This is a genomic window from Clostridium merdae, from assembly GCF_900176635.1.
Lineage (GTDB): Bacteria > Bacillota > Clostridia > Oscillospirales > Acutalibacteraceae > Faecalispora > Faecalispora merdae.
This window is the reverse complement of sequence record NZ_FXLN01000004.1, coordinates 1,329,835-1,344,777: the sequence shown is the minus strand read 5'-3', so window position 1 is coordinate 1,344,777 and position 14,943 is coordinate 1,329,835. Positions and strand designations below refer to the sequence as shown.

Below are 14,943 nucleotides of genomic sequence, written 5' to 3'. Positions count from 1 at the left end.
CCCGTAGTTTTGGTTTATACAAAGCTATGGGGTGCTTTTTTATAGCTAAAAGCCGAATTTACTTACTTAAAAAACCGCGCAGACCAGCATAGCTTGCTCGTTCAATAAATTGTGCGATTTCCTCCGGATTTTTTTTCATTCCTGCTAAAATCCACTGCTGTATAACAGAAACACTTCCATTTACGGAATAGCAATACAGCATTTCTATTTGTTCCTCATCTTCTTGTAATCCGGCTAGCTTCCACTCCGCAATGGTCTTATCGTGCGCTAAATAAATGATTCGTCTTAGAAAATCCTTATCTCCATTTTCTGTAAAAAGCACGTTGCAAAGATCGCTGTTTTTATAAATTGCACGGCAAATTTCCGTTAAAAGGGTCGAGATTCGGTCGTTCTTTAAAGAACGTTCAATTGATTGCTTAATTTGCTCAAAAAGTTCATCCTCAATACTCTCAAGCAATTCTTCAGGGCTATTGTAATGCGTGTAAAAGGTGTTGCGATTTATTTTGGCATATCGGCAAAGCTCAGTTGGTGTTATTTTTGCAATAGGCTTAGTTTTAATTAACTCCAAAAGAGCTTCTCGAAGAAATAATTTGGTGTATATGACTCTGCGATCCATTTTCTCATTGCTTTGCGGCATATCTTTCTCCTTTATCTGTTAGTTAACGAACACATTTTATAATAACTGATAATAAATAGACGGTTTTAAACGAACACGTTGTTGATTAAATAACATGATGTAAGTATAATTAAAGCATAAACAAAAGTCAAGTGAACGCCAATAGCCTTAAGTGATTTTATAATTTTCTATAAAGGCAGTATATTTGTACACGAATACAAAATAACTTGGAGGTATGTAGCAATGAAAAAATACGATGTTATTGTCATCGGCGCAGGTCCCGGAGGTACAACGGCGGCAAGTCTGCTCGCTCATTCCGGTAAAAAGGTGCTGCTTTTAGACAAAAATCCAAAGCCCGGCGGAAGAATGATGACAATCCATAAGGACGGATTTTCCTATGAGATGTTCCCTATAAACTGTGTGCCGCAACACAATTCTTTATTTGAAAAGCTCAGTAAAACTTTAGGAAAGCAAGATGAAGTAAAACTGATTTTAGGAGACGATTTTGGCATTGGCAAGCTGTTTTACGAGAATGAAAACGGAAAAATAACAAGCTGGCGAATGGGCTATCAGTTCCCCGGAGTGCTAAAAATACTCGGTTTTCTCGGCGTAAAGCCGTGGCATTTTAAGTCACTTGTGCAAATGGCACGAGTGGCAGGGAAGCTGCGCTCTATGAGGGAGGAAGAGATTAACGAGCTATACCAGATTTCGGCGATGGAGTACCTAGACAGCCTTGGCCCTATGCCTGCTGGGTTTCGTACCTTTTTGCTTGCCACCTTTGGTGAGGGTGCTTTTGAAATGCCGTCTGACCATGTAGCGGCAGGCGAGATGGTTAAAATGTTCCAACAGACCATAGCGGGGAGCGGCGGCCGTTATTATGAGGGCGGCGTCGGTCATTTCTTTGAAGTGATGGCGTCAACCGTTTTAGAAAAAGGCGGAGATCTTCAAATGAATACAAGGGTAAAATCCATTCAAATTACAAACGGAAAGGTGAGTGGTGTAACCACAGAATCAGGAGAAACGTATAACGCTCCCGTTGTGATTAGCAATGCCGGTATACGGCAAACGGTCGTAAAGCTTGTCGGTGAAGAGTTTTTTGAGAAAGATTATGTTGAGAGAATTAAGGCGCTTGAGAGCAACCTTGCTTGTGTAGGCTACCGCTATTTTACGAGCCGCCCAGTATTAACAGAACCAATGAATGTGCTGTTCCCCGAGGGGTGTGCCTCAAAATACGAGGAATTTGAAGCCATAGAGCGTGGTGAATCAAAGCCAGAGCGCGGGTATATTTATCTTGGTACTACTTCGCTATATCCCAATATGGCACCCGTAGGGCAGCAGGTTATTTATGCGGTTGTATCCTGTATGCCAGACCCGAAGGTAGACCCCAAGTGCTACCTGGAATACATTGAGCGGGGAGTTCGAAAGATTGCACCGGAGTTGTACGAGCCCGGCGTTATCAGTCGTACTGAAATTATGACTACGGCAATTGTACCTGGCCTTGGAAATGATGCAATATTCCCTGGGCAAGGTGGTGAATCTTACGGAATAGCAAACTCGTTAGGACAAGCAGGACCACAACGCCCGAAAGCAGAAACACCGATTGATGGTCTGTATATTGTGGGCAACGACGCAGAGGGCTTTGGTCTTGGAACCCACCAAGCAGTAGATTCGGGATTTAAGGTATATGAAAAAGTAATGGAAAGGATGGAAAAGGCATGAAAAAAACAACTTATATTGTAACGGGTGCAGCAGGGCACCTAGGCAGCTATGTAGTAAAATTGCTGTTGGAGCGGGGAATGGAGGTTCGTGCGCTACTGCTGCCCAATGAGTCCATCCCATCGTTTATTGAAGAAAACCGAAGTTTACTACAGGAATACACAGGGAATGTTTGCAACTTTGCATCTCTGCCCCCTCTATTTGAGGGAAATGGAATGAATGAATTTATTGTCATTCATTGTGCTGGTATAGTGTCAATAACGCAAAAAGAGGACAGGCGTGTTTACGATGTAAACGTGAGTGGCACGAAAAATATAATAGATGCCTGCCGGCAGTATGCAGTAAAACGATTGGTATACATTAGCTCTGTTCATGCCATTCCGTCTTTGCCGCATGGGAAAATCATGCGGGAGATACCTTCTTTTTCACCAGATGCTGTTCCTGGTTATTACGACAAAACAAAAGCAATTGCAACACAAATGGTATTAGATGCAGCCATAAAAGGTTTAGATGCGGTTGTGATTCATCCCTCTGGCATTATTGGGCCTTATGGCCTTCCAACAGGGAATATGGCGCAAATGTTTATGCTTTATATGCGCGGGAAGCTTCCTGCCGCAGTACAGGGTGGCTTTGATTTTGTAGATGTTAGAGACGTGGCGAACGGTGTTATTTCAGCTGCAACCAACGGGGAGTCTGGGGAATGCTACATCCTCTCCAATCGATTTATTCATTTAAGGGAAATGTTTGATACACTTGCAAAAGTAAGCGGACGGAGCAGACTGAAGATGAACCTGCCTATATGTCTTGCAAAAGCAACGGCTCCCTTTATGGAGCTCTACTACCGACTAGCGGGTAAAACACCGCTTTTTACACGGTATTCCTTGCGTACATTATCTGAAAATGCCATGTACTCCCATGAAAAGGCAAGTAACAAGCTTGGCTACCAAACTCGACCTATTATTGAGACAATTACCGATACTGTAACATGGATTAAAGAAATGGAGTAATCATTAAGCGTGAAGATGAAGGCGGCAGATTTTATACTGCCGCCTTTTTTATCGTTTTTTGAGTGTTCGTTTTCTCAGGCAATGGTATTAAGAGCAATGAAAGGGTAGTATTTACACTGCTAATATTTTTCGGTATACTTATGTGAAAGAATTATGAAGGCTGTGAGAGGAGATGCTTATGAAAACATTAATCGTAAATGAGATTGAGGGTTTCCCAATAACGGCTGAAGAGAGCTTCGACTTGTGTACAACAATGGTAAAAGATTGCCTTGGCTGTTGGAGCTGCTGGTGGACGACGCCAGGCAGGTGTGTGCACAAAGACCTAGATAATTTTTATAAAGAGTACCTTGCCGCAGATCAAGTGCTCTTTTTTGCAAAGCTAAACCGTGGTTTTGTAAGTGGAAATATGAAAACACTGCTCGACCGGATGATTCCTCATTTTCTGCCATACTGTGTTTTTGAGAACGGTGGCACCCGGCATTCACCACGCTATGAAAAATACCCGAACATTGCGTTTTATTACGATGGTGAATTTGAAGAGGAGGAAGATCGTGCACTATTTACGGCTTATATCCAAAAAGTGTTTGATCAGTTTTATTCCCCTCGAATTCATATTGCCCCTTTGTCAAGCTATGTTGCAAGTGAGGAGAGTGCCGTATGAAAACCCTTATTCTAAATGGCTCGCCCAAGGGGAATTCAGAAAAGAGCGGGAGCTATTTTCTCGCGAAAGCGTTTGTAAGCCAAATGGAGCACCCTTGCGAAATACGCGCTCTTGCGACTGAAAATCAGGAAGAATTGGTACAGTACATGGGCGGATTTGACCACATTATCCTCATTAGCCCCAATTACATTCATGCACTCCCTGGCATTGTAATCAAGTTTTTAGAAAAGCTTACCCCGCTAGAAAGCTCCAATAGAGCGTTTGGCTTTATCATACAATCTGGCTACCCGGAATCTGCGGAAAGTGAACTTATCGGCAAATACGTTACGAAATTGGTACAAAGGTTAGGGTATGAGTGTTTGGGTACCGTAATCAAAGGAGAATGTGCGGGAATTGCTATCATGCCTAATATGTTCCAAAAGTTGGCGAAGCGATTTGCCGCATTTGGAAAAGACTATGAGCAGACAGGTGTTTTCTCGAATGCTTTTATTGAAGAATTTGGTGAACCATATCGGCTCTCCGATTCTAGCATTCGCAAATTAAACATGCTAGATAAGATTGGTGTTGCCAAAATCGGCTGGCATAAAATGCAGAAAAAACATGGAGGCTATGAAAAGCGGATGGATACCCCATTTGCCCCAGCAACGCAAGTAGAAAGAACATAATTTGATTTTAAAGATTTGCAACCAAAGCAAGACCGCCGTGTGAAAAACACGGCGGTCTTTTTTGATAAATCCACTGAATCAATAGAGAGATTAATACACTTAAAGGTTCTCAAAAAGCGGCTCAATGTGTTCTTGAATCAAGCGAATTCGATCTGTAACATTCGGTAGAAAAAGAGCTGCTATGGCAATGACCAAGCCTTTCTTTTCGTTCACGTAAACCACGTTGCCGCCGTCTCCTATAGCGGCATAGATGTGCTCTTTTTCATTGATTACCCACCAAAGGTAGCCGTACGAAAGCTCACCCCAACGGCTGTGCTCCTTTGTGCTTTCCACCACCCAAGAGGCAGGTACAATCTGCTCATCATTCCACATGCCACCGTTATAATAGAGCTGGCCTATTTTCGCCATCTCCTCCGGTGTTAAGAAGAGCCCCCAGCTTGCAGGGTTGCGCCCTTGAGGGTCTGCCACCCACCCACAGGTGCCTTTGGTGTTCATTAGGGTATTGTGCTCTTCCTCAGTGCGTAAAAACACATTGTGGGGTACGTGAATTCCCAAAGGGATAAACAGATTTTCGTTGGCAAATTCGAGAGTAGAGGTACCCGTTGCATTTGCCAAAATGCCCGATAAAATATGTGTTCCAACAATTGCGGCGTATAAAAATTCTCCGGTATATTCGCCCCCTAATAAATCCAAAGCGGCGGTAACCCAGTCTTCGCTTGCAAAAAACGCCGCGTAAGGCTCTTCTTTGTATTTATAGGGAGCTGTCATCGTAAGCAAATGCCGTATCGTAATGTTTTGTATAGTGGTTTCGCCTTCCGGAATGGTGTAATCCGGGAAAAAATCCAGCACCTTTTGTTCCACACCTTTGATATAGCCTTTTTCAATGGCAATGCCTATCAATGTGGAAAAAACACTCTTTGTTACAGAGAAGATGTGAACGGCATCCTCGGGGGTATAGCTATTCCAATATTGCTCATATACCTTGCCACCGTTCTTCTCTACCAAGATGCCGGTAATATTGCTGTAGTCATTTTGAATTAACTGCTCAAAGTGCAGAATACTTGTGTTTTTCATGCGGTTTTGTTCCTCCTTTTTGAATAAAAGGATATCCTTGCTATTAAGCATAAGGGCATTAAAAATCATTTGCAACCCCTATTTTAAAATAATTTAAAGAAAAAAGACATTAGCGTTTTTCACGTTAATGTCTCTTTTAAAACCGAATGCTATTAAAAATAATAAGCTTTTATTTAAACAACTGCTTTACTTGCGAATTGGCTGTTATACAGCTCTTCGTAGAATCCTTTTTTACGGAGCAGTTCTTGGTGGTTCCCTTGCTCAATAATGCTGCCGTTTTGCATCACCAATATTAAGTCAGCATCTCGAATGGTAGATAATCGGTGTGCAATTACAAAGCTGGTTCGCCCCTGCATCAGCTGTTTCATTGCTTTTTGAATTTCTGTTTCTGTTCGAGTGTCGACGCTGGAGGTGGCTTCATCCAAAATTAGCATGGAGGGATTCGCAAGAATCGCTCTGGCAATGGTAAGCAGCTGCTTTTGACCCTGCGAAACATTGGTGCCGTCTTCGTTTAAAATGGTTTGGTACCCTTGCGGCAAGGTTCGAATAAAGTGGTCTGCGTGTGCGGCCTTGGCGGCGGCAATCACTTCTTCTAACGTTGCGTCGGGGCGGCTGTAAGCAATATTCTCTTGTATGCTCCCTTGAAAAATCCAAGTGTCCTGCAATACCATGCCAAACATTTTCCGCAGAGAGCCACGTTGAAACTGTGTGATATTCACATCGTCAATTTTTATTGCTCCGCCTTGTATTTCGTAAAAGCGCATCAAAAGGTTTACTAGAGTGGTTTTCCCCGCGCCCGTAGGGCCAACAATAGCAATGGTACTGCCGGGGGTTACCGCTACGTTCATGTTTTCAATAAGCATAGAATCTTCACGGTAGCCAAAGGTTACATTCTCAAAGGTAACCTTTCCGTTTACCTGTGCAAGTTGTTTTGAATTTTCAGTATCGGGCACCTCTTCTTCTTCGTCTAAAAGCTCAAAAACACGCTCAGCGGAGGCAACGGCAGATTGCAGCATGTTTAATATATAAGAGATTTGCGTCATAGGCTCGGAGCACATATCTACATACTGAAAGAATGCCTGAATACTGCCGAGCGTAATTGTGCCCTGTACCGCAAAAATACCGCCAACAACTGCAACGACCGCATAACCGATTTTACCAATAAAGCGAATCAATGGCTCAATGGAAAAGGCGGTAAACTGCGCTTTTCGGTTGGCATTGCAAAGCTGTTCATTCACCTCTGCAAAGGCGTTGATGGTCTTTTCTTCGCCGCTGAAAGCCTTTACAACGACTTGCCCGGTAAAGGATTCTTCAATTAGGCTGTTTAGTTCGCCAAGGTGCTTCTGATTATCTGCAAAATGACCCTCAACCCTTTGCGCGATTTTGGTTGTTATTACCATAGAAAGCACAAGTGCCGCAAGCGTAATTAGGGTTAAAATAGGGTGTATGATCAGCATGATAATTACGCCTGCTACAATGGTTACGGCAGAGGTAATAAGCTGCATCAGCCCTTGCTGAAGGCTATCTGCTACCTTTTCAAGGTCACTGGTGGCACGGCTTAGCAAATCTCCCTTTTTATGGGCATCATAATACTTTAGGGGTAAACGGTTGAGCTTTTGGCTAATTTCTTTGCGAAGCCCCATTGTAAGGGTTTGCGCCACGCTAGCCATATGAAACTGCTGGAGATAAATAAATAGAGAGGTAAAAACGTAGACACCCAGCAGAATGAGGATGGTCTTTCCAATGGTAGTAATGTCTACCTGAAATTTGATGCCAGTTAATAAAGAGGCCTTTATGCCATCGGCCAACTGATTAATGATACTACCCATGATTAAAGGAGCCGCAAGGGTAAGTGCGGAACTAACGAGAACGGTAATGAGTATGACTAGCAGCTTCGTTTTTTGTTTGAACAAGTATTTTAATAGGCGTTTGGTGGTTAATTTTACATTTTTTGCTCGTTCTACGGAGTTATCCATCCCCATATCAAACCCGCTGATTTCTGGGCTGTTATTATCACTCATTTGTTTCACCTCCTAATGCTAGTTCTTCTTCCCGCAGCTGGGAAGCAGCTATTTGCTGGTATACATCGCAGTGCTTCATCAAATCTTTGTGCTTGCCAATGCCTGCAATTTTGCCGTCGTCCAGCACAATGATACGGTCTGCTCCCATAATAGTGCTAATGCGCTGTGCAACAATAATTAGGGTTGAATTCCCAACCTCCTCCTTGAGTGCCGCTCGTAGCTTTGCATCGGTTGAAAAATCGAGAGCAGAGAAGCTGTCGTCAAACACGTAAAACTCGGGTTTGCGGATAATGGCACGGGCAATGGCAATACGCTGTTTTTGCCCGCCAGAGAGATTCCCGCCGCCCTGTGCAACGGGGGAGCTGTAGCCATCCTCCATATTGATAATAAAGTCATGCGCCTGTGCAATTTTGGCGGCGTGCTCCATTTGCTGCTCGGTCGCGCTTGCCATGCCATAACAAATGTTTTCTGCAATTGTACCACTGAATAAAAAGGTTTTTTGAGGAACAAAGCCGATTTTATCTCGAAGCTCTTTTTGCTTCATTTCTCGAATATCTACACCATTTAGGAGAATGCTCCCACTTTCTATTTCATAGAATCGCAGAATCAGGTTTGCAATGGTGGATTTACCAGACCCGGTTCCACCAATAATCGCAGTTACCTCGCCCGGCTTTGATTCAAAGGTTAAGTTGCTTAATACAGCCTCCTCGGCATTTGGGTAGCGGAATGTAACGTCTTTAAATTCCAAGTGCGCGTGTTCTTGTGTTTTGGAAGAGGGAATTGTGGGGTCCGTTATGGTAGGCTCTATCGAGAGAACCTCATTAATTCGGGCAGCACAAGCTTGTGCACGCGGAATATACATGAACATCATAACGCCCATAATAAGAAAGATTAGAATCAAAAAACAATACTCGACCATGGCGATAATGTCACCAATGTGAATCGCTCCCTCAGCGGCGCGTACACCACCAATCCATAACACACCAATAATGCCACCGTTTATAATCAGCATTGCAATCGGCTGTAAAACAGCAATCATTTTATTAATTCGAATGTTGTTTTCAGCGTAATCAATCGCCGCACCATCAATACGTTCTTTTTCATAGCTCTCCCGGTGGAATGCGCGAATCACACGAACACCAATAATGCTTTCCCTTAGGATCCGGTTAATGTTATCCATTTTTAATTGGATTTGTTTAAAAAGCGGAATCACTTTTTTACCCAGTAGTGCGGCAGCCACTACAAAAATCACCATAGTTGCCACAATGATGAGCGACATTACCCGGTCTTTTGCAAATGCTAGGATAAGCCCGCTAACCGCCATCACTGGGGCGGGCAGCAAAAGCAGGACAAATAAAACGGCACTATCGCCAATAAGCGTTACATCGCTCGTTGCACGGGTAATCATGGATGCAGTACCGATTTTGTTAAAGTCGTTGAGCGAAAAGGTTTGCACCTTGGTGAAAATAGCCCCTCGAATGTCTCGAGCAAGTCTGGCAGAAATATCTGCTCCCAGGCGATTGCTCCAAACCGTTACCCCTCCGGTAAGAGCAGAAACAAGCAGCATGAACGCGCCTGTTTTGATGATGTAAGGAATATTACCGACTAAAATTCCCTTGTTTACAATATCTGCTGTGAGAGTAGGGACATACAGGGTTCCCACTGTCATCGTAAAGGTTAAAACAATGAGTGTGATTAATGCGACTTTATAAGGTTTTAAGAAACGAAAAAGCTGAATCATAAGTAACTCCCTGCTTGTAATAATTGATTTCGCTCTTTATAATAAGGTATAACGTAACCAGATAGTCAAGGGGGTATTTTAATTTTATTATGGCTAAATATTTAAGTGACTATTTTTCGACGGGTGAATTTGCAAAAATATGCGGAGTAAATAAAAGAACCCTTTTTCACTACGATGACATTGGACTGTTTCAGCCCGCCATTACCGATGAAAAAGGGTACCGTTATTATTCTTCCGAACAGTTCGATATTTTTCTGATTATCACGATGCTCAAAGAGCTAAGTGTTCCACTGCATGAAATGAAGCAGTATCTGGATGAAAGAACGCCGGAAAAATTGCAGGAATTATCTCGCCAGAAGATTGTAGAAATTGATCAAAAAATTGCAAAGCTTCACCAGATTAGGCACCTGCTGACAGAATCCATTCAGGTTACCGAGAAAGGGATTCATGTAGACGACCAACAGATTTTTCTGGAGGAACAGGAAGAAGAGTACCTGATTCTCAGCGATTTATTGTATGAGATTAGTACAAAGGATTCGATTCAGTGGATGCATGAATTCAAGCGCTTTGAAGACCAGGTTACTTCAGAAAGTACGTCTTTTGTAGGTACAATGCTGAGCCGAGAAGATATTCTAAATCGCAACTACTTTCATAATATTTATTTCTTTGCCAGAACAACGAAAAGGAGCGATGCTACTTTTATAAAACCCAAAGCTCTTTATTTAATCGCTTTTCACCGGGGAAGTTATAAAACAATTGGCGATACCTACGAAAGAATCAAAGGCTATTGTATTCAAAATTCTTTTCAAATCGGCGATTTTTCGTTTGAAGATAGCCTGTTTGATAATGTTTCTCAAAAAGAGGAAGACGGCTATTTAATGCAGATAAGTATTGCGGTTGAAAAGATAAAATAATTTGAAAACAACCTGCTTTTAAAGCAGCTTTTGTGCCCATTCTACTGCCTTGGCAGCATTTTCTTCAGGGTGTTTCTTGGGGTCTTGAAAGTCTATTTCGCCAATAAAATCATTATTAGGGATAGTGGCTTTTATAGTTGCCATACACTTTTTGGCTCCGCCGCCACCATGGGAGGCGAATAAAGCAATCCGTTTGCCGGTAATTTGGTATTTGCTGAAAAAGGTTTTTAAGGGAGGAGCAAAAGAACCGGCCCACACAGGTGTTCCTAGAATGATGGTGTCGTAGCGGCTTAAATCGATGGGGTCGTTTGTAAGTTCTGGTTTCTCTCCAAATAGAACACTTTTTCCGCCCCAAAAGAACTTTTGAAAGCCTTGCTTAGGGTATTCTTTGCTGGTTTTGAGTTCGGTTAAATCGGCACCTACCGTTTCCGCAATGGTTTTTGCAATCAGTTTCGTATTGCCTTCGAATGAAAAATAAACAACTAATGCAGCCATACATAAATCTCCTTTTCTATAATCATATTTTATGATTGCCTCTTCATCGGCTTCGGATTTTCCCCGGGGCCGATGTTTTAATACATATCTATAAGAGAATAAGGGAAGTGCAGCATTCTATTATTCGTTTTTTTCATTGTTTCTTTCGAGAATTCTTCGTTTGGCTTCCTCTGCCCACTTTTCCATAGCGGAATAAACATAAACGCCGCACAGAGCCGTGAGCTGGCTGTAAAAACACTCCACTTCTTCCGAACGTTCATCCATTTGTACCATGTAACTGTTCATTTCTTGAACGAGCCTTTTGTTTCGAGTTTTAAACTCATCCAGATGGGTGAGCAGTGTTTGTGTTTCCGCATTTTTACCAAATGAGATTTTAAGCAGTATTTCGTAGCGCAGCTTCTCTATTTGCGGCTCTTTTTTCAGCCAGTTGGTTAGCTCGAGCCGACCAGCGTCGGTAATCTGGTATATAATTTGCCCGCGTCCATTTTCGAACTTCGCCTCCGGTTCGCAGTTGGCATACCCTTCGGCAACTAGCTTTTTTAAGGTTGGGTATATTTGCCCGTAGCTCTCCTGCCAAAAATAGCTGTATTCGTTTTCAATCCACTTTTTTATGGTATAGCCGGTTTGCGGCGAGTGCGCCAAAATACCCAGTATTACAAATTTTGATAGTCCTGTGTTTTCTCTGATGACAAAACCCTCCTCTATAATATATCATTATGATACATCCAGTTTTATAAAATGTCAATTAAATAGTTGACATTTAGTCAGTACTGAGTATACTATAAATAGTCAGTGCTGACTAAAAGGAGATATAAACATGATTCCACTTTATATTTTGGGCCTTTTACTGCGTTTTGGCCCGCAGCATGGGTATCAGATTAAAAAAATGCTGGAGGAGCAGCTGGAAGATTTTACGCAAATTAAGCTGCCAACGGTGTATTATCATCTAGAAAAAATGCAGGCCAAAGGGTTAATTACCGCCCATAGCGATAAACAGGGCGCACGGCCAGAAAAAACAGTGTATGAAGTAGGGGAGGCAGGCGCCGCGCACTTTCAGGAGCTTCTGTTACAATCACTAAAAATAGAGTACCGCCCAACCTTTGACATTGACGGTACCATTTATTTTTCCGATTCTCTAAAGGAAGGTGCTTTGGCGGAGAGCCTGAGTGCTCACATAGATAATCTACAAGCAATAATTGCGGGTCTTGAAACACATTGCAACGAAACCTTAGGGTATATTCCCGCGCAATATAGAACCTCTGCAAAAATAATTTTTGACCATCATCTTCTGCATTATAAAGCAGAGCTGGAATGGGCATTGCAATCTCGAAACAGCTTAATAGAGGAGGCAAAGAAATGATGAAATTGCGAGTGATTGAAACGAACGAGGGAATTCAGAACGAAGTAACCGTAGAAATGTTCGACCAATTTGCACGCGGTATGCGCGACAAGGGATGGAACGGCGTAGACGCTATGGCGGCCTCCGGTCTTACTGGCGGCAATATGCTAGAGCTTGGACCAGGGCCTGGCTATGTAGGGTTAGAGCTGGCAAAAAAGCTGAATGCGGTTAGCCTTACCGGGTGTGAAATTAGCCCCGCTATGATTCAATTTGCAGAAAAAAACGCCACAGAGTACGGAATTAAAGCCAACTATGTTCTAGGGAACTGCATGGAGCTGCCGTTTGAGGACGAAAGCTTTGATACGGTTTTCTCAAATGGCTCATTGCATGAGTGGGAGAATCCTATTCGTGCATTTAATGAGATTTACCGGGTGCTTCGCACTGGCGGTCGGTACTGTATTACGGATTTGCGGCGCGACGTACACCCGCTGAAAAAGGCGATGATATTCTCTTCTACCCAACCAAAAGAAATGCGCCCCGGATTTATCAGCTCATTAAATGCCGCATATACCATATCTGAAATTACAGAGCTTTTGCGCAACACTGACCTGAACAAAGCAACGGTTACTGCCGATTTTTTTGGTCTTTGCATCTGTGGGGGAAAGTGAGTGCTTTAACTTATTTATATGTTAAAAAAGAAGTGGTTCTAATCTCATTTGAGATAGAGCCGCTTCTTTTCATGATGATATAAGTAATACATTATTTTGCCGGCACGCTATGGTTCAAAAAGTAATCAATGTCTTTTGCAATGTGGAGGAGTGCATGCCCCGCACCGGGTATCATTTGCACCTCTGCGTTGGGTAGCAGGGTGTTAATTCGTCTTTCGGTTTGTTCGGCATAAAGCATGGTGTCCTTTTCCCCCAGGATACAAAGCACAGGCATGGTTAGTTTGCAAATTTCTTTGCTCTTAAACAAAGGAATTTTCTCAAGCCTTGGTTTAAAATGCCTTGCAATTGATGTGGTGTAATGAATTGCCGATTTTGGTGGGATTACATCGCCGTATAAAGAGTGAGCAATGATGAACCTGCCCTGTTTACCGAGTAGCATAAGCGGCAGCGATTTTAGCATAAATGAGGCTCTTTGTTTCCCGAATCCGGATGGATTAATCAGTACAAGCTGCGATACCTTTTGAGGGTAACGAATGGCATACGCTGCCGATAAGTGACCTCCCAAAGAAATGCCCACAAATGCCGCTTGGGGAAGATTTAACCCTTTCAGAACATCATCGAGCCAATCCGTATAGGTTTCATTGGCAATCGAAAGCTGATTCTCTGCGCTTTTCCCTGGCTCGCCAGGAATGTCGATGCAATACACACAGTGGGAATTGCATAGCTCCCTTACGGTTGTCATCCACATGGCAGAGTTAGAACCGGAGCCATGCAGCAAAATCACCGGTGGGTTTTGTTTCTCTCCGCTTTGCAGCACAAAGGTGTGCCCTAAGCACGTAATGATAAAATGCTGTTCATAAGCTACCGGCCACCGAGAAAGCATGTTGTTATAGGCATTTAAAACGGCGGTTCGTCCTTTTTCTGTTTTGTAAATGTTATGGTTACCCATGCGTTAAACCTCCTGTATACCCATTAACCATTGCTCTGCCTCGTCAGTAGAGTAAAAAAACCGGTACTCATTGCTTTTATTTGCTTCCAACATCATTTCGCGGAAGCGCAGAGGTAGCTCGAAATTTTCCTCCAATACAAAAGCTGTTCGAATTTGGTAATTCACAAGCTTTTGCAGAATTCCTCCGGCAGAGCCGGAAGAGAGCTGAAAAAATTTACCGGAGAGTGCCTGTGAGGGAATACAAAGATTGTTTGTATTGTTTTCGGCACATAGACACATTAGGTCTATGGCGTGTTGTTCTGTTTCAATACGGTTTTCAGCGGTAATAATATTAAGGTAGCTCCCTGCGTTACAGGGGATGATATGATACGTTACATTCATGTTTGCGTTGCTCCTTTTTTAGTTTGCTCCAGCAATTCAGTTCGTACAGACTTTACCCAGTCAATTTCGAATTTGCAGGATGAAATCGCATTTTCAGCCATTTTGTTCCATAAAAAAATTTCTTTTTCATTACGGTCGGGGTAACCCTTACGCCGCTCGTGTTTTTCTTTTTGGTAGGCAAGCTGAAGAGTAAGCTCTTCTTCATATTTGCAAAGCAGCTGCATTGTCTCTTCATCATTCAAAACACCGGACCATGCAAGCTGAACAAAAAATGCTTTCTTAAATTCCGGCGCTTCCGGTACGGTGAGTACCCAATCTTTTAAAGCATTTTGACCCTTATCGGTAATGGTATATGTTTTTTTGGAGGGTCCACTTTTCGGCTGCTCCAAGATTGAGCTAACAAGGCCATCTCCAAGCAATTGAAGTAGAGATTTATATATTTGATTATTATTACCGCTCCAATATAGAATTGCCGAATCTTCCATCAGCTTTTTTATATCATACCCGGTTAAAGATTTCCAACTCAAAAGACCTAAAATTGCGTATTTAATCGACATTGTGATTCCTCCTGTTATAGTAGCCATATGTTAAAAGTAACATATGGTGTTCTATTTGTCAATTTATTTTTTAATTTAAATATTAAAGAGGGATTGCTTTTAGCTTCCGCTTTCTAAAATTAAAGAATAAAACCTGACC

Annotated in this window: 16 protein-coding genes; 7 read left to right on the top strand and 9 right to left on the bottom strand. The window is 42.5% G+C overall.

Translation table 11 applies throughout. The features are described 5' to 3' along the window. Positions 1–58: 58 nt before the first annotated feature. Positions 59–637, bottom strand: a complete 579-nt coding sequence (locus CAN90_RS12100; RefSeq protein WP_085834069.1) for a TetR/AcrR family transcriptional regulator — start codon at positions 635–637, stop codon at positions 59–61. Positions 638–859: 222 nt separating this feature from the next. Here CAN90_RS12100 and CAN90_RS12095 point away from each other — a divergent pair, with 222 nt between their 5' ends. The 4 genes from CAN90_RS12095 (at position 860) to CAN90_RS12080 (ending at position 4,665) form a co-directional block, all read left to right on the top strand. Further along, positions 860–2,335: a phytoene desaturase family protein gene (locus CAN90_RS12095; protein WP_085834068.1), complete on the top strand. Its 1,476-nt coding sequence runs from the start codon at positions 860–862 to the stop codon at positions 2,333–2,335. After that, a complete protein-coding gene (locus CAN90_RS12090) occupies positions 2,332–3,339 on the top strand; it encodes an NAD-dependent epimerase/dehydratase family protein (protein ID WP_085834067.1) in 1,008 nt (335 codons plus the stop codon). The genes CAN90_RS12095 and CAN90_RS12090 overlap by 4 nt, the downstream gene beginning before the upstream one ends. Positions 3,340–3,517: 178 nt before the next feature. Further along, positions 3,518–4,000 carry a flavodoxin family protein gene (locus tag CAN90_RS12085; protein WP_085834066.1) on the top strand — a complete coding sequence of 161 codons (483 nt, stop codon included), beginning with the start codon at positions 3,518–3,520 and terminating at the stop codon, positions 3,998–4,000. Next, positions 3,997–4,665 (top strand): NADPH-dependent FMN reductase family protein, encoded by a 669-nt coding sequence (locus CAN90_RS12080; protein ID WP_085834065.1) that lies wholly within the window; start codon positions 3,997–3,999, stop codon positions 4,663–4,665. Before CAN90_RS12085 ends, CAN90_RS12080 begins: the two co-directional genes overlap by 4 nt. A gap of 99 nt (positions 4,666–4,764) precedes the next feature. Here CAN90_RS12080 and CAN90_RS12075 read toward each other — a convergent pair whose 3' ends face one another. The 3 genes from CAN90_RS12075 to CAN90_RS12065 form a co-directional block, all read right to left on the bottom strand. Next, on the bottom strand, positions 4,765–5,739 hold the full coding sequence (locus CAN90_RS12075) for a serine hydrolase domain-containing protein (RefSeq protein WP_085834359.1): 975 nt from the start codon (positions 5,737–5,739) through the stop codon (positions 4,765–4,767). A gap of 173 nt (positions 5,740–5,912) precedes the next feature. Next, on the bottom strand, positions 5,913–7,760 hold the full coding sequence (locus tag CAN90_RS12070; protein WP_085834064.1) for an ABC transporter ATP-binding protein: 1,848 nt from the start codon (positions 7,758–7,760) through the stop codon (positions 5,913–5,915). Further along, a complete protein-coding gene (locus tag CAN90_RS12065) occupies positions 7,753–9,501 on the bottom strand; it encodes an ABC transporter ATP-binding protein (RefSeq protein ID WP_085834063.1) in 1,749 nt (582 codons plus the stop codon). The genes CAN90_RS12070 and CAN90_RS12065 overlap by 8 nt, the downstream gene beginning before the upstream one ends. A gap of 89 nt (positions 9,502–9,590) precedes the next feature. Between CAN90_RS12065 and CAN90_RS12060 the strand changes: the two genes are divergently transcribed. Beyond that, positions 9,591–10,415, top strand: a complete 825-nt coding sequence (locus CAN90_RS12060; protein WP_085834062.1) for a MerR family transcriptional regulator — start codon at positions 9,591–9,593, stop codon at positions 10,413–10,415. Positions 10,416–10,433: 18 nt separating this feature from the next. Here CAN90_RS12060 and CAN90_RS12055 read toward each other — a convergent pair whose 3' ends face one another. Beyond that, entirely contained in the window at positions 10,434–10,910 is a 477-nt protein-coding gene (locus CAN90_RS12055) for a flavodoxin family protein (protein WP_085834061.1), read from the bottom strand. 120 nt (positions 10,911–11,030) lie between these two features. Further along, positions 11,031–11,552 carry a PadR family transcriptional regulator gene (locus CAN90_RS12050; RefSeq protein WP_242953644.1) on the bottom strand — a complete coding sequence of 174 codons (522 nt, stop codon included), beginning with the start codon at positions 11,550–11,552 and terminating at the stop codon, positions 11,031–11,033. A gap of 175 nt (positions 11,553–11,727) precedes the next feature. On the opposite strand from CAN90_RS12050, the gene CAN90_RS12045 reads away from it, so the two are divergent. Then, on the top strand, positions 11,728–12,270 hold the full coding sequence (locus tag CAN90_RS12045) for a PadR family transcriptional regulator (protein WP_085834059.1): 543 nt from the start codon (positions 11,728–11,730) through the stop codon (positions 12,268–12,270). Beyond that, positions 12,267–12,917, top strand: coding sequence for a class I SAM-dependent methyltransferase (locus CAN90_RS12040; protein WP_242953643.1), 651 nt, complete (start codon positions 12,267–12,269; stop codon positions 12,915–12,917). Before CAN90_RS12045 ends, CAN90_RS12040 begins: the two co-directional genes overlap by 4 nt. Before the next feature lie 91 nt (positions 12,918–13,008). Here the strand turns inward: CAN90_RS12040 and CAN90_RS12035 are convergent, their stop codons facing one another. Genes CAN90_RS12035 through CAN90_RS12025 form a run of 3 tightly spaced genes read right to left on the bottom strand, consistent with a single transcriptional unit; the run spans position 13,009 to position 14,804 of the window. Then, positions 13,009–13,866, bottom strand: coding sequence for an alpha/beta fold hydrolase (locus CAN90_RS12035; protein WP_085834058.1), 858 nt, complete (start codon positions 13,864–13,866; stop codon positions 13,009–13,011). 3 nt (positions 13,867–13,869) lie between these two features. After that, the gene (locus CAN90_RS12030; protein ID WP_085834057.1) at positions 13,870–14,247 is read right to left on the bottom strand and encodes a DUF4180 domain-containing protein; all 378 of its coding nucleotides are present in this window, start codon (positions 14,245–14,247) and stop codon (positions 13,870–13,872) included. After that, positions 14,244–14,804 carry a PadR family transcriptional regulator gene (locus CAN90_RS12025; RefSeq protein ID WP_085834056.1) on the bottom strand — a complete coding sequence of 187 codons (561 nt, stop codon included), beginning with the start codon at positions 14,802–14,804 and terminating at the stop codon, positions 14,244–14,246. Before CAN90_RS12025 ends, CAN90_RS12030 begins: the two co-directional genes overlap by 4 nt. Positions 14,805–14,943: the final 139 nt, after the last annotated feature.